The 17,778-nt window shown below is 68.6% G+C and carries 17 protein-coding genes; 8 read left to right on the top strand and 9 right to left on the bottom strand.

The genetic code is table 11. The features are described from left to right. Position 1: 1 nt before the first annotated feature. Positions 2-265, top strand: a complete 264-nt coding sequence (locus D7252_RS18955; RefSeq protein WP_120777153.1) for an HPr family phosphocarrier protein — start codon at positions 2-4, stop codon at positions 263-265. A gap of 9 nt (positions 266-274) precedes the next feature. Here D7252_RS18955 and D7252_RS18960 read toward each other — a convergent pair whose 3' ends face one another. Then, the gene (locus D7252_RS18960; protein WP_120777154.1) at positions 275-2,197 is read right to left on the bottom strand and encodes a PRD domain-containing protein; all 1,923 of its coding nucleotides are present in this window, start codon (positions 2,195-2,197) and stop codon (positions 275-277) included. A 168-nt stretch (positions 2,198-2,365) separates the two neighbouring features. Between D7252_RS18960 and D7252_RS18965 the strand changes: the two genes are divergently transcribed. The 7 genes from D7252_RS18965 to D7252_RS18995 are packed head-to-tail and all read left to right on the top strand — an operon-like array spanning position 2,366 to position 8,664. Next, positions 2,366-2,683 carry a PTS sugar transporter subunit IIB gene (locus tag D7252_RS18965; RefSeq protein ID WP_120777155.1) on the top strand — a complete coding sequence of 106 codons (318 nt, stop codon included), beginning with the start codon at positions 2,366-2,368 and terminating at the stop codon, positions 2,681-2,683. Further along, complete coding sequence (locus D7252_RS18970; protein ID WP_120777156.1) at positions 2,680-2,958, top strand: HPr family phosphocarrier protein; 279 nt, start codon at positions 2,680-2,682, stop codon at positions 2,956-2,958. Before D7252_RS18965 ends, D7252_RS18970 begins: the two co-directional genes overlap by 4 nt. A gap of 59 nt (positions 2,959-3,017) precedes the next feature. Beyond that, the gene (gene ptsP, locus D7252_RS18975; protein ID WP_374225799.1) at positions 3,018-4,643 is read left to right on the top strand and encodes a phosphoenolpyruvate--protein phosphotransferase; all 1,626 of its coding nucleotides are present in this window, start codon (positions 3,018-3,020) and stop codon (positions 4,641-4,643) included. Next, entirely contained in the window at positions 4,640-6,271 is a 1,632-nt protein-coding gene (locus D7252_RS18980) for a PTS mannitol transporter subunit IICB (RefSeq protein WP_120777158.1), read from the top strand. The genes ptsP and D7252_RS18980 overlap by 4 nt, the downstream gene beginning before the upstream one ends. Further along, entirely contained in the window at positions 6,271-6,705 is a 435-nt protein-coding gene (locus tag D7252_RS18985) for a PTS sugar transporter subunit IIA (RefSeq protein WP_120777159.1), read from the top strand. The genes D7252_RS18980 and D7252_RS18985 overlap by 1 nt, the downstream gene beginning before the upstream one ends. After that, the gene (locus D7252_RS18990) at positions 6,702-7,859 is read left to right on the top strand and encodes a mannitol-1-phosphate 5-dehydrogenase (RefSeq protein WP_120777160.1); all 1,158 of its coding nucleotides are present in this window, start codon (positions 6,702-6,704) and stop codon (positions 7,857-7,859) included. Before D7252_RS18985 ends, D7252_RS18990 begins: the two co-directional genes overlap by 4 nt. 58 nt (positions 7,860-7,917) lie before the next feature. After that, positions 7,918-8,664: an alpha/beta hydrolase gene (locus D7252_RS18995; protein WP_259461157.1), complete on the top strand. Its 747-nt coding sequence runs from the start codon at positions 7,918-7,920 to the stop codon at positions 8,662-8,664. A gap of 8 nt (positions 8,665-8,672) precedes the next feature. Here the strand turns inward: D7252_RS18995 and D7252_RS19000 are convergent, their stop codons facing one another. From D7252_RS19000 to D7252_RS19035, 8 genes are read right to left on the bottom strand one after another with little or no spacing between them, the layout of a single operon-like run. Next, positions 8,673-9,539: a carbohydrate kinase family protein gene (locus tag D7252_RS19000; protein ID WP_120777161.1), complete on the bottom strand. Its 867-nt coding sequence runs from the start codon at positions 9,537-9,539 to the stop codon at positions 8,673-8,675. A gap of 27 nt (positions 9,540-9,566) precedes the next feature. Beyond that, positions 9,567-10,667, bottom strand: a complete 1,101-nt coding sequence (locus D7252_RS19005) for a polysaccharide deacetylase family protein (RefSeq protein ID WP_259461158.1) — start codon at positions 10,665-10,667, stop codon at positions 9,567-9,569. A 2-nt stretch (positions 10,668-10,669) separates the two neighbouring features. Continuing rightward, positions 10,670-11,785: an adenosine deaminase gene (locus D7252_RS19010; protein ID WP_120777162.1), complete on the bottom strand. Its 1,116-nt coding sequence runs from the start codon at positions 11,783-11,785 to the stop codon at positions 10,670-10,672. A gap of 49 nt (positions 11,786-11,834) precedes the next feature. Next, a complete protein-coding gene (locus D7252_RS19015; RefSeq protein WP_120777163.1) occupies positions 11,835-13,136 on the bottom strand; it encodes a thymidine phosphorylase in 1,302 nt (433 codons plus the stop codon). Then, positions 13,133-13,531: a cytidine deaminase gene (locus D7252_RS19020; RefSeq protein WP_120777164.1), complete on the bottom strand. Its 399-nt coding sequence runs from the start codon at positions 13,529-13,531 to the stop codon at positions 13,133-13,135. Before D7252_RS19020 ends, D7252_RS19015 begins: the two co-directional genes overlap by 4 nt. A gap of 7 nt (positions 13,532-13,538) precedes the next feature. Continuing rightward, the gene (locus tag D7252_RS19025) at positions 13,539-14,822 is read right to left on the bottom strand and encodes an ABC transporter permease (RefSeq protein ID WP_120777165.1); all 1,284 of its coding nucleotides are present in this window, start codon (positions 14,820-14,822) and stop codon (positions 13,539-13,541) included. Then, the gene (locus D7252_RS19030; protein WP_120777166.1) at positions 14,822-16,141 is read right to left on the bottom strand and encodes an ABC transporter permease; all 1,320 of its coding nucleotides are present in this window, start codon (positions 16,139-16,141) and stop codon (positions 14,822-14,824) included. The genes D7252_RS19025 and D7252_RS19030 overlap by 1 nt, the downstream gene beginning before the upstream one ends. After that, positions 16,138-17,652: an ABC transporter ATP-binding protein gene (locus D7252_RS19035; RefSeq protein WP_120777167.1), complete on the bottom strand. Its 1,515-nt coding sequence runs from the start codon at positions 17,650-17,652 to the stop codon at positions 16,138-16,140. The genes D7252_RS19030 and D7252_RS19035 overlap by 4 nt, the downstream gene beginning before the upstream one ends. Positions 17,653-17,778 lie beyond the last annotated feature (126 nt).

Consider the following 17,778-nt stretch of genomic DNA (forward strand, 5'->3'; position numbering starts at 1 on the left):
CATGCCCACCCGACGCGTCGTGGTCAGCGCGCACAACGGGGTGCACGCCCGGCCCGTCGCGGAGCTCGTCCGTCTCGCACACGCGCACCCCGGCAGAGTCACCCTCCGCACCGCAGACGGGACGACGGTCGACCTCCGCAGTGTGCTGGCCGTCATGGACCTCGCGATCGCCCCGGGGGATGCCGTCGTGCTGGAAGCGGAGGGGAGCAGCACCGCTGACGCGGTCCTCGATCAGCTCGCCGAGGTCCTCGCCCCTCGCCCCTGACCCGCGCCGTCAGCCGTCGATCACGGCGACGAGCTCGTCGAGGAACGCCTCGAACGTGGTGCCGCGCCGGACGATCCGCTGCACGCTCTCGCGCTCGCTGAACACTTCGACGAGCTGCTCGAAGACCGTCTGGAACGCGGCGCGATCGCTCTCGCTGAAGGCGGCGAGCGCGACCACCTGCACGCGCCCGTCGCCCCACGCAGCCGACCCGTCCGCCACTCCGATGGCGATGGCGGTGCGTGTCGCGGTCATCTGCAGGGCGTGCGGGACGGCGAGGGCGTCGGTGAACGCCGTCGACGACATCTGTTCGCGCAGGATCGTGTTCTCGATGTAGTCCTCGCCGATGAGCCCGGCCCCGACGAGAAGTCCGCCGAGCCGCCGGATGATCGCCTCCTCCCCCTCGTCCGGGAGCGGATGGACGTAGGCGTCTGCGTGGAAGTAGCGAGCGAGTTCGGCGCGGAGCCGGGTGAGTCGGCGACCTCGGCGCACCCGGGCGGCCGCCTGCTGGATCCGGTCCACATCGGCGTCGGTGAGGAACGGCTGGATCCGTACGAAGCGGTCCCCCGCGGAGCCGGGTTCGATGGTGCTCAGCACGAGGTCGGTGTCGAAGGACGCCCAGTCGGGGTCAACGTTGGTGACGACACTCGTGACCTCGATCGCCGATCCGAGCGACCTGTCCACACTCGACCGCAGCAGTTCGTTGAGTTCGTGATACCCCGGGCACACGATCGTGGCGGTGAGGATGGAGCCGGCTTTCCTGCTCCGCTCGAGGCGTCCGCCCACGTGCATGGCGATATAGGCGATCTCGTCGTCGTGGATGGGCGTGCCGAGACGGTCGTGCAGTCCGCTCGCGATCGACACGGCGACCTCGAAGATCATGGGGTACGACGTCTTGAGCGAGCGAGTGAGCGGGTTGCGGGCGAGTCCGCTCTCCTCAGCGCGGCGCAGCAGGTTCTGCACGTGCAGGGCGAGGCGGAGGATGAATGTCTCGTCGACGAGATCCACCTGGTAGTCCTCTGCTGCTCTGGTGATCTCCGCACGCACGGCGGCCTCGACGGTCGGCTCGACACCGCTGCGTGCGACCTCTCGTGTGGCATCCTCACCGGGAGCGACGATGCGGGTGAGGACCAGGGAGGCGAGGTGGCCGCTGTCGCCCTCGCCGAGCACCACGTCGAAGTGCTCGGCGGCGAGACCCGCGATGACCGCCCCCACTCGGGGTATCTCCGCTCGCGCGCCGGTCGGCGGGGCCTCCAGGGAGTAACCGGCCGCGACGCGTTCTGCCGCGATCGCGACGTGCAGCAGAACATCGGCGATCGCGAGTTCGTTGACGTAGTAGCCGAGCTCGCCCAGTTCCCGCACCAACGCGGACTTGAACGGTCCGACCGCCTGGGCCGAGACGGCGGCGCCGGACAGGGCGCGACGGAAGGTCTCCGGATGGAACGAGGCGTCATTCATCTCGTCGTGCGCGAGTCTCGAGAGCAGACGGCGCTGGGCGGACTCGTTTCCGCGCAGGCGCACGTTCTCCCGGTCGCGTTCCAAGGTGAGGTCGGTGCCGTCGAGGAGTCCGCGCACACGCACCAGGTCCGCCTCGAGTGTCGCCTCGCTGACGTGAAGCTCGTCGGCGGTGTCGAAGACGTCGATGCCGGCCGGCACGTCCAGCAGCGTCCGCACCAGAGCATGCAGGCGGTCGCGGGGTGCGGACTCCCGCGTCTGTCGTACGCGGATGGCTCCGCGGGCTCCCGGTCCTGCGCGGTAACCGGCGGGACCCGATTCGATCACTCCGGCGTCCGGCGTCCGCGCATTCAATGCCGCCACGTACGAGCGGATGCTGCGCGGGGTGACTCCGAGGAGATCAGCCAGACTCGCGGCGGTCGCCCAGCCTTCCTGGCGCAGCAGGGCGGCGAGCAGGAGGTCTTGGCGCTGACGCGACATGATCCCTCCGACTTCTCCCCATGCTGACTGCACTGTCGTGGCGTGACCTCCATGATGACAGCAAGCCGGATGCCGTGCTCCACGCGCGTCGTTCCGCGGGGGCGGAAAAGTCGCTGTTGGCGCGGGCCCCGTCGCGGTTTGCAGACTGTTCTCAGGAAGGCGGCATCGATGAAGATCCTTGTGGTGTGCGGCGCAGGTGCGTCCAGTACGTTCGTCGCCCTCCGGCTCCGGCGTGCGGCATCCGCGGCCGGGCTCGACTGGGAGACCGCAGCCGGCACGGAGAGCGCCGTGCGCGAGAACGTTTCCGACGTCATCCTCCTCGGCCCCCACCTCGCCGACCGGCTCGACAGCGTGCGCGGCGACATCTCGGTGCCGGTCGTGGTGCTTCCGGACGACGTCTTCGGCGACCGGGAAGGCACCCGAACACTCGCCCTCGTTCGCTCGATCCTCGCCGACGACGGCACCACCCTGAAAGGAACACCATGACCGCGACACGCACTGTTCGAATCGGTTCATCGCACGGGCTGCACGCCCGGCCCGCCAAACTCTTCGCCCAGGCGGCCAAGGATTCCGGTCTCGCCGTCACCATCGCCAAGGATTCCGGCAAGCCCGTCAACGCGGCCAGCATCCTGGGGGTCATCTCCCTCGCCGTCGAGCACGGCGACTACGTCACCCTCACCGCTGAGGGAGACGGCGCCGAGGATGTCCTGGACACGCTCACCGAGTTGCTGACCACCGACCACGACCAGGACTCGGCATGACGAGCGAGCTCCGCGGAGTCGGCATCGGTCTCGGTGTCGCCCAGGGGCCGGTCGTCCGGATGACGGAGGCGATGCCCGCCCCCGAGAACACGCCGAGCGAAGCCGGGGCCGACGCCGAGCGAGCGCGCGTGCGTGACGCGGTCTCACGCGTCGCCAGGGAGCTGACGGCACGCGGTGAGACAGCAGGCGGCGCCGCGCAAGAGGTACTCGAAGCGCAGGCGATGATCGCCGAAGACCCGACGCTCCAGGACGAGGTCGACAGCCGGATCGACGCCGGCGCCACCGCGGAGTGGGCCGTGCATGACGCCTTCGCCGGATTCCGCGCCACACTGGAGGCAGTCGGCGGCTATCTGGGCGAGCGTGCTGCCGATCTCGACGACATCGCTCAGCGCGTGCTCGCCGATCTGCGCGGGGTCGACGCCCCGGGAATCCCCACCCCCGGGCATCCCTTCGTGCTCGTCGCACGCGATCTCGCGCCCGCCGACACCGCACTGCTCGACCTGGATCAGGTGCTCGCACTGATCACCGTCGACGGCGGTCCCACGTCGCACACGGCGATCCTCGCGCGGGAGAAGGGCATCGTCGCTGTCGTCGGCGTCCCCGAGGCGGCGGCGCTCACCACCGGCCAGACCGTGATCGTGGATGCCGCCGCCAGCGTCGTCACCACCGACCCGACCGACCACGACAAGGATCGTGCCGCCCAGCGTGCGGCGGCCCGCCAGTCGTCGGACTCCGCCCCCATGACCCCCGGCGCCCTCGCCGACGGCACCCCGGTGGCCCTCCTGGCGAATCTGGGCAAGCCCGGCGACGCCGCGGATGCGGTGGCACGCGGAGCGGAAGGTGTCGGGCTCTTCCGCACCGAGTTCCTCTTCCTCTCCTCGGCGCAGGCCCCGACCGTCGCCCAGCAGCGAGAGTCCTACCGGGAGCTCCTCGAGGCGTTCCCGGGCAAGAAGGTCGTCGTCCGCGTGCTGGATGCCGGTGCCGACAAGCCTCTCGCCTTCCTCAACGATGCGCACGAAGAGAATCCTGCTCTCGGTCTCCGCGGTCTCCGCGCCCTTCGCGCCAGCGAGGACATCCTCCGCGAACAGCTCACCGCTCTCGCCGAGGCTGACGCGTCGACCGACTCCGACCTGTGGGTCATGGCCCCGATGGTGACGACCGTCGAGGAGACGGCGTACTTCACCACCCTCGCGCGCGAATACGGGTTGAAGACCGCCGGCGTCATGGTGGAGGTGCCCGCGATCGCATTGCTGGCCGACCGGGTGCTCCCGCACGCCGACTTCGCCTCCATCGGCACCAACGACCTCACCCAGTACACGATGGCGGCCGACCGGATGCTCGGCTCCGTCGCCGGATTCCAGGATCCGTGGCATCCGGCAGTCCTCCGTCTCGTGCGCGAGGTCGCGGACGCGGGCGCCCGCCTGGGCAAACCGGTCGGCATCTGCGGCGAGGCCGCAGCGGATCCGCTGCTGGCCGTGGTCCTCGTCGGACTGGGCGCGACGAGCCTCTCGATGGCGCCGTCTGCTCTGGCCGACGTCCGCCGCACTCTCTCCGAACACACCCTCGACGACGCCGCGCGCCTCGCCGAGGCCGCTCTCGCCGCCGATGACGCGGCATCCGCCCGAAAGGCCGTGGCGACGCTCGCCGCGGAACCCTCCTCACACAAGAAAGAGACGACATCATGACGACGACGTCATCCGCCACCACCAAACCCGGTGGTCTCCGCGTAGGCGTGCAGCGATTCGGCACATTCCTCTCCGGAATGATCATGCCGAACATCGCGGCGTTCATCGCCTGGGGCTTCATCACGATGCTCTTCATCCCCGCCGGATTCTTCGGCGCCAAGAGCCCGTTCGGCTGGCACTGGGCTCCGGTCGCCGAGATCATCGGCGGCGGCGGCGACGCTGCCGTGATCCAGTGGCAGGGCGCGATGACCGCCGTTGCTGAAGGTGACGCCGGCAACATCTTCGCCTATGTCGGGCTGGTGGGCCCGATGGTGACATACCTCCTGCCCCTGCTCATCGCGAACACCGCCGGCCGCATGGTCTACGGCGAGCGCGGTGGAGTCGTCGCCAGCATCGCCACGGTGGGTGTCATCGTCGGCACGAACATCCCGATGTTCCTCGGCGCGATGATCATGGGGCCGCTCGCCGCATGGATCACCAAGCGGATGGACCGGCTGTGGGAAGGCAAGATCCGCCCCGGTTTCGAGATGCTGGTGAACAACTTCTCCGCCGGCATCCTGGGCATGCTCCTCGCGATCTTCGGGTTCTTCGCCTTCGGTCCGGTGATGCTCGCCATCAGCACCGCACTGGGTGCCGCGGTGGACTGGCTCGTCGTGTTGAACCTGCTTCCGCTCGTGTCGATCATCGTCGAGCCCGCGAAGGTGCTGTTCTTGAACAACGCCATCAACCACGGCGTGTTCACCCCGCTCGGCATCGACCAGGCCGCGGAGACGGGCAAGTCGATCCTGTTCCTCATCGAATCGAACCCCGGCCCGGGCCTCGGCCTGCTGCTCGCCTTCAGCTTCTTCGGCGTCGGCGTCGCGAAGGCGTCGGCACCGGGAGCGGCGATCATCCAGTTCTTCGGCGGCATTCACGAGATCTACTTCCCGTACGCGCTGAGCAAGCCCACCACGATCCTCGCGCTGATCGCGGGTGGCGCCGCCGGTGTCACCACGAACATGCTCCTCGGCGGCGGTCTCGTCTTCCCCGCGGCTCCCGGCAGCATCATCGCCGTCACCGCGGCGGCCCTCGGCGCCGGCGTCGGGAACCTGATGGTCGTCTATCTCTCGGTGATCATCGCCGCCGTCGTGACCTTCCTCATCACCGGCGTCATCCTGCGGGCCTCTCGCAAGCGTGACCTCGAGGCCGAGGGCGACTCCTTCGGCGCCGCGATCGCCCAGACCGAGGCCAACAAGGGCAAGTCGTCCGCCGCGATGGACGCCCTGCGTGCCTCAGGAACCGCCACGGCGGGCACCGCGGCCGCAGGTGCCGCCGGTACGGCCGTCGCCGACCGCACGATCTCGACGGTGGTCTTCGCGTGCGACGCCGGCATGGGCTCGTCGGCCATGGGCGCGAGCGTCCTCCGCAACAAGTTCAAGAAGGAAGGGGTCGAAGGCGTCACCGTCACGAACCAGTCCATCGCGAACCTCGACGGCTCGGCCGACCTCGTGATCACGCAGCAGCAGCTGACCGATCGGGCCCGGTCCAAGTCACCGAACTCCATCCATGTCTCGGTCGACAACTTCATGAACTCCCCGAAGTACGAAGAGGTCGTCGAGATGGTGCGCGACCAGCGAAAGGAAGCATGATGAGCGTTCTCACCCCCGAGCAGGTGCGCATCCACCCCGGCAGCGTCACCCGCGAAGCAGCCCTGCAGGAGGCCACCGACATCCTGGTGTCGGTCGGGGCGGTCACCCCCGCCTACGTCGACGCGATGCGTCAGCGTGAGGAGACGGTGTCGACCTACATGGGCAACGGGCTCGCGATCCCGCACGGCACCAACGATGCCAAGGACGCCATCCTGGCGTCGGCACTGTCGGTGGTCCGCTACGACGGCGGCGTCGACTGGGCCGGGGAGCCGGCGACCTTCGTCATCGGAATCGCCGGGGTCGGCGACGAGCACCTGGAGATCCTCTCCCGCATCGCGATCCTGTTCTCCGAGGAAGACGACGTCGCCCGGCTCTCCGCCGCGCAGACGGCGGAAGAACTCTACGCGCTGCTGTCGGAGGTGAACGAAGGATGAGAGCGGTCCACTTCGGGGCCGGCAACATCGGACGCGGATTCGTCGGCCTGCTGCTGCATCAGGGCGGGTACGAGGTCGTGTTCTCCGACGTGGCCGAAACGCTGGTCGATGCCCTCAACGCGGTGGACTCCTACACTGTTCACGAGGCCGGCCCCGGGGGGACCGATCACGTCGTCACAGGCTTTCGGGCCGTCAACAGCCGCTCGAATCCGGATGCCGTCGCCGAGGCGATCGCCCTGGCGGATGTCGTCACCACCGCTGTCGGTCCGACCGTACTGCGCTTCGTCGCCCCCGCGATCGTCGCCGGACTCGCACGCCGCTCGCCCGACGCTGCTCCGCTGCAGGTGATGGCGTGCGAGAACGCCATCGGTGCGACCGATCTGCTCCGGACCGAGATCGAGGCGGCCGCCGGAGCGGAAGCGGGGACTCTCCTCTCTCGCGCAGTCTTCGCCAACACCGCGGTCGATCGCATCGTGCCGGGTCAGCCCGCCGATGCGGGAATCGACGTCACGGTGGAGCCGTACTTCGAGTGGGCGATCGAGTCCGGGCCGTTCGGCGAGAACCTGCCGAACATCCCCGGGGCGCATTTCGTCGACGAACTCGGTCCGTACATCGAACGGAAGCTGTTCACGGTGAACACCGGACATGCCGCCACGGCCTACTTCGGGGCCAGGGCCGGGATCGAGCGCATCTCCGACGCGCTGGCGGACCCGGATATCGCCGGGCGCGTGTCCGCGGCGCTGGAGGAGACTTCTGCGGTTCTCGTCGCCGAGCACGGCCTCGATCCCGCTGAGCTCGCGGCCTATCGCGCCACCATCCTCGAGAGGTTCCGCAACCCGGCACTGATCGACACGGTGCAGCGAGTCGGACGACAGCCGCTGCGCAAGATCTCGCGACATGAGCGATTCATCGGCCCTGCGGCGATGGCTGCCGAACGAGGTCTGCCCTCGGACGCGCTGCTCGACGCGGTCGCCGCCGCGCTGGAATTCGACGACCCCGCCGACGAACAGGCCGTCGAGCTCCAGCGGCTCCTGCGCGCCGAGGACGCCGAGACCCTCACCGCGCGCACGACGGGCCTCGACTCGCGGCATCCGTTGTTCCCCGCCGTTCGGGACGCGGTCGCCGCACGTCAAGAGGCACTCGACGCGGTGTGACCGGTGGCAGCGCACGCTGCTCGGCGCGCTCTCATCTGTCGGAAGGTAGCGTGGAGGTGTGCAGAGAAGACGGGGACGACGCGTCCTGAAATGGGTGCTCTGGGGCCTCGCGATCATCGTGGTCCTCGGGGTCGCAGGAATCGTCGCCTGGAGCCAGATCGGCGTGATGGCCGCCGAGCCCGAGCAGCTCGAGACCGTGCAGGAGAACCCCGGCATCACCGTCGAGGATGCGGAGCAGGGAATCGTGCTCTCCCCCGCCGACGGGGAGTCGGATCAGGGGTTGGTCTTCATCCCCGGCGCCAAGGTCGATCCGTGGGCGTACGCCGCCATCCTGCAGGGTCTGGCGGAAGACGGCGTCACCGTGGTGATCACCCGGCCCTGGTTGAACCTGGCGTTCTTCGATCCGCGCGGTCTCGACTCGTTCACCTCGGCCGCCCCGGATGTCGACAGCTGGAGCGTCGGCGGGCACTCCCTGGGTGGCGTGCGCGCGTGTCAGCTCGCGGTCGACGCGGACGCCCTGGTGCTGTTCGGGTCGTACTGCTCGAACGACCTCTCCGAGACGGGGCTGCCGGTACTCAGTCTCGCGGGCAGCGAAGACGGACTGTCCACCCCCGACAAGATCGATGCGGCGCGCGACGAGCTGCCCGCGGATGCCGAGCTGGTGGAGATCGAGGGCGCCTCGCACGCCTCGTTCGGCGACTACGGTCCTCAAGACGGCGACGGTGTTCCGACGATATCCCCCGAGGACATGCACGCCGAGGTGACCGAACTCACGACGAGCTTCCTCGACGACGTGCCGCGCTGAGGGCCCCCTCACACCGAGGTCGAGAGGACAAGGTCGAGGCTCGGGTGCAGATGCCGAGTCCCCAGCACCGACGCGGCCGACCGCGCCCCGGCCACCAGCGCAGCATCCACGTCCGCTCCGGAGAGACGCGCATCGAGGACCCCCGCGAGGAAGGCGTCACCCGCGCCGTTGGTGTCGACGACCTCCACGGGAACGGCGGCCACGCGGTGCTCCGTGCCGTCGGCGTCGACCGCCACCGCACCGTCCGCCCCGAGCGTGCAGACCGCGAGGTGTGCCCCGTTCGTGATGCACGCATGCAGGAACGCGAGCGGGTCGTCGAGTCGGTCGGCGTTGCAGAAGACGGCATCCGCCGCCGCCAGGAACGGACGGTGGAACTCCGCTTCGCCGTCGTAGTCGTGCACGTCCACCCAGATCGGCTTCCCCGTCGAGCGGGCGAGCGGCAGCAGGCGAAGCGGTTCCGCAGCGAGGTCGAGCACGACGGCATCCGCCTCCGCCATCGCAGACCGCAACGCGTCGTCCTGCTCACCGGTCGCCGCCTGGGGTGTGGCGAGGTACAGCGACACCCGCCCGCCTTCTCGGGTCATCAGGTTCACGTGGCGCTCCGTCGCGCCCTCCGCCCAGCGCACGGCGACACCGGCCGCGTGAAGCGTCTCGCGAATCCGACGTCCGTGCTCGTCGTCAGCTGCCTGCGCGTACAACAGCGTCGAGCGACCGAGCCCGGTGAGGGCCAGCGCTTTACCGGCACTGGTCCCTCCGACGGTCTCCCATGCCTGCTCGGCGAACTGCATGTGCGGGACGGGTTCGGGGAGCCGGTCCAGCAGGATGATCGTGTTCCATGACGCGGGGCCTGCGACGAAGACGGAGGGTGAGGACATGTGATCATCCTGCCGGTTGCGAGCCGGTCACCCGATGCGCGAGATGAGCGCGTCGAGCCCCATGCCGAAGTCGATGCGCACGACGGGGAGGGCGAGCTTGTCGGTGCCCACCTGCACGGACCCGGGCTCGATGGTGCGGGCCATCTCGAAGCCCGCCTGAGTGACTCCGGACTTGGAAGTGTCGTTGTGATGCCCGAACGGATAGGCGATGACCTCGCGCACCCCGAGGATGTCACCGGAGGTGTCGAGGTCGGCAGCGATCTCATCCGCCGTCCAGTTGACCATCCGCCCGTTCCCGTCGTCGCCCGGCTGATGCATGTCGTGCGTGTGCGAGCGGCGCAGGACATAGATCGACGGGGGCGGATCCTGACGATACGCCGTCACCATGAACGACGTCGCCAGCACCTCGTGCTTGTCGATGACCGGTACCGCGAGGTCGAACCACGTCTGGTCGGCATCGTCGTCTGTGATGATCACCGATCGGGCGGGAAGGTGCAGCCGACCGTCGATGAAGGCGCTGAGCTCGTCCCAGGTCGGCAGGTAGAAGCCGGTCGTCGCGATGTGCTCCATGTGCGCGTCGAAATCGCCGATGTATGCGTAGTTCCCGCGCAACCAGCCGTCTTCGCCTTCGGCCCTGGTCGTGAACTGGTGATACATCAGAATCGGGACCTGAGTGTCCTCGGCAGCGTTCTCGGCCGGGGTCTTCCATGCGCTGAACAGCTCGACGTGCTGATCGTCGCACACGACCCGGTCGGCGCCGTTCACGCGCTCGGCCGCGTTGAAGGTCCGCGCGTCCTCCTCCGTGGGATACCAGCCGGCGAACACCCGCCCCTCTGCCGTGACGATCGGCAGAGCCGCATACAGCGCATCCTGCCGCTGCAGCACCGGATCGGAGGGCGCGCCGTCGCCGAGGAAGGTCACCGCGCACGCCAGCGGATCGTCGGCGTCGGCGATCAGCTGCTGTGCCGGGGTGAGCGGGTGCGGTATCAGCGCAGCGCCGGCTCGCGGCACGGCGTCCGCAGGCTCCTGGTGCATCCGGATGAGGACCGCTGCCGAACCCGCCACGAGCACCGAGGCGCCGGCGATGATCGCGACGACGCCGACGCGTCTCTTCCCCCCGGAAGCCACCGTCAGATGTCGAAACCCTCGGCGATCATCTCGACCAGCTCTTCACGTTCCTCCACGGGGAGGAACGTGGCGGCGGCCGCGTTGAACTGGAACGTCTCCAGGTCGTCGAGGTCGTACTCGAACGTCTGGACGAGCAGTGCGAGCTCGCGCGTGAGCGAGGTGGCGCTCATCGTGCGGTTGTCGACGTTCACCGTCACCGCGAATCCGAGCTGATACAGCAGGTCGAACGGATGGTCGGCCAGCGTGTCGCCCCACGCCGCGACCGCTCCCGTCTGCAGGTTGGACGACGGCGACAGTTCGAGCGGGATCTCGCGGTCGCGCACCCACCGGGCGAGGTCGCCGAACTGCACCTGCACCTCATCGCCTTCCTGAGTGACGACCTGCAGGTCTTCCGCGATGCGGACGCCGTGTCCGAGCCGCAGAGCCCGACCGTCCAGCAGCGCGGAGCGGATCGACGCGAGCCCGGCCGCCTCGCCCGCGTGGACGGTGACCGGGAAGAAGTTCTCGGCGAGATAGTCGAAAGCAGCACGGTGATTCGACGGCGGGAATCCGTCTTCCGGCCCGGCGATGTCGAACCCCACGGCGCCGCGTCCGCGGAAGCTCACCGCGAGTTCGGCGATCTCGCGTGCCCGGTCGGTGTGGCGCATGGCGGTGATCAGCTGACCGACGCGGATGCTGCGCCCATCGCGGTCCGCTGCGTCCTCGCCCTCCTCGATGCCCTGCTGCACGGCTTCGACGGCCTGGTCGAGCGTGAGGCCCCCGGTCAGGTGCTGTTCCGGCGCCCAGCGCACCTCTCCGTAGATCACGCCGTCGTGGGCGAGATCCTGGACGAACTCGCGCGCGACCCGCGTGAGCGCCTCTTCGGTCTGCATCACGGCCGTGGTCAGGTCGAAAGTCTTCAGGTACTCGACCAGCGAACCGGAGTCGCTCTGCGTCGCGAACCACTTTCCGAGGGCGGCCGGATTCGACGCCGGAACCTCGATGCCGGCCGAGTCTGCGAGCTCCAGGATCGTCGCCGGCCGCAGCGCACCGTCGAGGTGGTCGTGCAGCGAGACCTTGGGCAGGCTGCGCAGGGAGACGCCACCGACGGTGACATCGCCGTTCGCTTCGATCGACATGGTGATCCTCTCGGTCGCGGGGTGCTCAGATCAGGCTAGCGGTCGCCGGTCACGCAGTGATGCGCTCGCGGACGATCGGAGCACGCTGCGCGTCACTCGACCCCGACGACCCCAGCGCCCAGGCGCCTTCCAGCGCCTCGAGCGCGCGCGGGAAGCGCGCCTCGTCGGCCGCAGACAGCGTGAACAGCGGCTGCCCCTTCACGACACGGTCACCCGGCTTGGCATGCAGGTCGATTCCGGCCTCGTGGATCACCGGGTCTTCCGCCCGCGCACGACCGGCGCCGAGGCGCCACGCCGCGATACCGAACGGCAGTGCGTCCATGCGCTCGATGACGCCATCGGACGATGCGGTGACGACATGCGTCTCACGAGCAGTCGGCAGTGCCGCATCCGGGTCACCGTCCTGAGCTCGGATCATCGCCTTCCAGCTGTCCATCGCACGCCCGTCGTCGAGCGCCGCTTCGACGTCGGCGTCCGGCTGCCCGGCGAGGGCCAGCATCTCTCGGGCGAGGGCGACGGTGAGCTCACGGACATCGGCCGGACCCCCGCCTGCGAGGATCTCGACGGATTCACGGACCTCGTTGGCATTGCCGATCGCCAAGCCCAGAGGCACGTTCATGTCGGTCAGCAGAGCCGTCGTCGCGACGCCGGAATCGGTTCCCAGCGCGACCATCGTGCGGGCGAGTTCCCGCGCACGGTCGATGTCCTGCATGAAGGCTCCGGAGCCGAACTTCACGTCCAACACGAGCGCGTCTGTGCCTTCGGCGATCTTCTTCGACATGATGCTCGACGCGATCAGCGGAATCGCCTCGACCGTGCCGGTGACATCGCGGAGGGCGTAGAGCTTCTTGTCCGCGGGCGCGAGGCCTGACCCTGCCGCGCAGATGACCGCTCCGACATCGCCCTGCATCTGGGCGAACATCTCCTCGTTGCTCAGCGCCGCGCGCCAACCGGGGATGGACTCGAGCTTGTCGAGGGTGCCGCCGGTGTGTCCGAGCCCGCGCCCGCTGAGCTGCGGGACCGCCACACCGAAGCAGGCGACCAGGGGTGCGAGCGGGAGGGTGATCTTGTCGCCCACTCCGCCGGTGGAGTGCTTGTCGACGGTCTTCTTGCCGAGCGCGGCGAAACTCATCCGCTCGCCCGAGGCGATCATGGCATCCGTCAGCACGCGGATCTCGTCACGCTCCATCCCCCGCTGGAAGATGGCCATCGCGAAGGACGCCATCTGCGCGTCGGAGACGTAGCCGCGCGTGTATGCGTCGACCATCCAGCGCAGTGCCGGCTCGGGCACGCGACCCCCGTCGCGCTTGGCGCGGATGACGTCGACCGCGTCGAAAGGTTCGATGGTCATCGTGCCTCCTCGAGGTCGCGCGGGCCGAAGGCATCCGGCAGCACCTCGTCGATCGTGCGGATGCCGGAGACCGTCTCCAACAGCATCCCGGGCATCGCGTGTTCGAAGAGCAGCTGGCGGCACCGACCGCACGGCATGATCGTCTGCCCATCGTTGTTGACGCACACGAACGCCACGAGTTGACCGCCGCCGGACATGTGCAGGTCACCGACCAGCGCGCACTCCGCGCACAGGGTCACCCCGTAGGAGGCGTTCTCGACGTTGCAGCCCGCGACGATCCGACCGTCGGCCACCAGCGCGGCCGCGCCGACGCGGTACCGGGAGTACGGTGCGTACGCCTTCGTCATCGCCTCGGTCGCGACCTGACGGAGTTCGTCCCAGTCGATGTCTGTCATGTCTCTCCTAGGCCTTGATGTACGGTTTGCCGACGGCAGCAGGTGCGCGGATCTGCCCGGCGAACCCTGCGACCGCGAGCAGTGTGACGAGATACGGCAGCATCAGCATGAACTCGCCCGGGATGGGGGTCTTCAGGATCGACAGCAGGTTCTGCAGGTTCGTCGCGAAGCCGAACAGCAGCGCCGCCATGGTGGCGCGGATCGGGTCCCAGCGTCCGAAGATCACCGCGGCCAGGGCGATGAATCCGAGTCCGGCCGTCATCTCCTTGCCGAACTGAGGCACGGACACCAGCGTGAAGTACGCGCCTCCCATACCGGCGATGGCACCCGCCAGCAGCACATTCCAGAACCGTGTCGGGTTGACCTTGATGCCCACGGTGTCGGCGGCCTGAGGGTGTTCGCCGACGGCGCGCAGCCGCAGACCCCACCGGGTGCGGTACAGCCCCCAGGCCACGACGGCGACGGTGAGGAACATCAGGTACCCGATGAAGGTCTGGTTGAAGAGCACGGGCCCGATGATCGGGATGTCGCTGAGGAGGGGGATCTCGATGCGGCCGAAACGCACCGGAGTGTTCAGCTCCGCCTCGTTGGGCGCGAGAAGCGCGCCGTAGAGGAACCCGGTGAGGCCGGTGACGAGCACGTTGAGGACCACTCCGACGATGACCTGCTCCACGAGGTACTTGATCGCGAACGCCGCCAGAACGCTGGCGACGAGCACGCCGCCGATCATCGCCCCGAACAGGCCGACGAACGCGTTCCCGGTGATGCTCGACAGCAGTGCGGCGGAGAAGGCACCGAGCAGCAGTTGCCCCTCGATGGCGACGTTGACCACGCCGGCCCGTTCGCCGATGACGCCGCCGAGCGCGCCGAACACCAGCGGCACGGACAACGAGACCGCACCGAACAGGAGGCTGGTGACGGGGACCAGTCCGCCCGCCGCCGCCCAGACCAGGAAGGCGAACACCGCGATCACGCTGAAGGCCACGATGAGCCAGAGCGACGGGCGACGGTAGTTCCACGCCTGCAGGAACGCACCGACGACCAGCACGACCATGACCCCGAGGAGAACCCACGAGGTCGGGGCTGTGGGCAGCGCCACGTCCGGGAGTTCGAACGCCGAGGACCGATCGCCGAGGCGGAAGGTGCTCGTACCCGTGCGCGGCGCGAGCAGGAAGAGCAGTGCCAGCAGCACGGTCGCTCCTGCGAGCACGAGCGGTGCCTTGAGGTGCCGCTCACGAACGGTCGTGAACTGGACCGTTCCGTCTGCGGCCTGCTTCTGCACGAGAGACATCACGCCATCACCGCTTTCTTCGCCGCTTTGCCTCGGGCTTTGGCTGCCTTCTCGGCATCGGACTTGGGCAGGAAGAACACCGTGCGCAGCAGCGGCGGTGCCGCGATGAACAGCACCACGAGCGACTGCACCACGAGCACGATGTCGACGGGGATGTCCTGTGCCTGCATCGAGAACGACCCGGCCTTGAGCGCACCGAAGAGGATGCCGGCGGCGAAGGTCCCCCACGCGCGACTGCGTCCGAGGAGAGCGACCGTGATGGCGTCGAATCCGATGCCCGCGTCGATCGTCTCGGTCACACCCGACGTGACGGCGCCCTGGATCTGGTTCATGCCGGCGAGACCGGCGAGGCCGCCGGCGAAGAGCATCGCGTAGACGTAGATCCGCTGCACGCTGATGCCCGCCGCGCGTGCCGCATGCGGGTTCTCACCGACGGCGCGCATCCGCATTCCCAGGGCCGACCGCTCGATGAGCCACCATACGAACAGGGTGGCCACGACGACGATCACGAAACCGAGGTCGAGCAGCGGGAACTGCGGTCCCAGCAGCTCGGGGAACTGAGCGCTCTGCGGCGTCGCCGATCCCAGCGCCTGGTTGGTGCCGGGCTTCTGCAGCAGTCCCGGTGTGCGGATCATCCACAGCAGCAGGTAATACGCCACGTAGTTGAGCATGATCGTCAGGATCACCTCGTGCGCTCCGGTGCGCGCCTTGAGCAGGCCGGCGACACCGCCCCAGAGTGCGCCGCCGGCGATGCCGGCGATCAGCGTGGCCAGGATGTGCAGCCAGATCGGCAGGTCGAGGTTGAAGGTGAGCAGCGCCGCGACGCCCACGCCGATGAGCATCTGTCCGCGTGCACCGATGTTGAACAGTCCGACGCGGAACGCGAGAGCGACGCCGAGACCGGCGGCGATCAGCGGGGCCGCGAAACCGAGGGTGTTCGTGAGCGGGCGGATCTGCGCCGCGAAGTCCGCTCCTCGCGCGTTGAAGATCGCCCCGCGGACCAGCGCTTCATAGCCGTTGTAGACCGCGTTCCAGACTGCGGCGAAGGTGTCGCCGGGCTGGTTGAAGAAGTAGACGGATGCCGTCTGCACATCTTCGTTGGTCAGGGCGATGAGGATGCCGCCCACGATCAGCGCCAGCACGATCGCCAGGATCGTGGTGACGGCGCTGCCTCGCAGGATCTCCTTGAGGACGACGTTGCCGCGTGGTGCGTCCGGCACCCCGGACGGGTCGCGGGGAACCGTGCCCGTGCTCGTGCCGAGCTGCTCGGGCGGGAGCCCCTTGGTCACGTCGCCCGCACCGGGCGTCGATCCGCTCACGCGGTCACCTCCGCATCGGCCGCTCCGGCCATCATGAGTCCGAGTGTGTCTCGGGGTGTGTCACCCGGGACGATGCCGATGATCGTGCCGCGGTACATCACGGCGATCCGGTCGGCGAGAGCTGCGACCTCGTCGAGCTCGGTGGAGACGACGATGACCGGGATGCCGGCATCCCTGGTCTCGATGATCCGTTTGTGGATGAACTCGATCGAACCGACGTCGACGCCACGGGTCGGCTGCGCCGCCACCAGCAGCCGGAGATCGCGGCTCATCTCGCGCGCGATCACGACCTTCTGCTGGTTTCCACCGGAAAGCGTCCCGGCAGGCGTCTGCGGACCCTGAGCACGGATGTCGTACTCACGGATGCGCGCCTGCGCGAATTCCTCGAGCTCGCCGCGACGAAGGGTGCCCACCCGGCTGAACGCGGGATCGTCCGATCGGTCGAGGATGAGGTTCTCGGCGACCGAGAACCCGGCGACCAGACCGTCTTCCTTGCGGTCCTCCGGGACGAATCCGACGCCGGCGTCGAGGATCGAGCGCACGCTCTTGCCGACGAGGTCCGCCCCGTCGAGGCGGATGGTGCCTTCGACACGCGCGGCGAGGCCGACGATGGCCTCGACCAGCTCGGTCTGTCCGTTGCCCTGCACACCGGCGATCGCGAGCACCTCGCCCGGCCGCACCGAGAAGTTCACGTCATCGACGACGATCGCACCGGCGGCGGTGAGCACCCGCAGGCCCGTGACCTCGAGGCCGCCGTCGCCGAGGCGGGGTGGCTCCTTGTGCACGGTGAGTTCGACGGCCCGGCCGACCATGAGCGAGGCGAGTTCGGCGTTCGTGGCCGTCGGCGACGCCTCGCCGACGATGCGCCCGAGGCGCACGATCGTGATCTTGTCGGCCACTTCGCGCACCTCGCGCAGCTTGTGGGTGATGAAGACGATCGCTGTGCCCTCGTCGCGGAGCTGACGCATGATGCCCATCAGCTCGTCCGTCTCCTGGGGCGTCAGGACCGCCGTCGGCTCATCGAAGACGAGCACCTTCGCGTCGCGGGAGAGGGCCTTGATGATCTCGACGCGCTGCTGCACTCCGACGGGGAGGTCGCCCACCAGGGCGTCCGGGTCGATGTCGAACCCGAACCGCGATGCGACCGCGCGCACGTGGGCGCGCGCTTCGGCGATGTCGAGTGTGCCGAGTGCCTTGGTCTGCTCGTGTCCGAGCATCACGTTCTCCGCCACCGTGAACACCGGAACGAGCATGAAGTGCTGGTGCACCATTCCGATGCCGGCGGCCATCGCATCACCGGGTCCACGGAAGTGGTGGACGACGTCGTCGAGGAGGATCTCTCCCTCGTCGGCCTGATAGAGGCCGTAGAGCACGTTCATGAGGGTGGACTTGCCCGCCCCGTTCTCCCCCAGCAGCGCATGGATCTGCCCGGGTTCGACGACCAGGTCGATGTGGTCGTTGGCCACGAGGCTGCCGAACCGCTTGGTGATGCCACGAAGTTCGAGCTTCATATCTGCACCCTATCCAGAAGAATTCGAAGAGTCGCATACGAATTGCATGCTCGACCGGCCGCATGACGCGGACCGGCGCAGACATCCGTCCACGGCGCGGGGCGAGTGGCCTCTTGTCGGCCACTC

It is taken from the genome of Microbacterium sp. CGR2 (genome assembly GCF_003626735.1).
Taxonomy (GTDB): Bacteria; Actinomycetota; Actinomycetes; order Actinomycetales; family Microbacteriaceae; genus Microbacterium.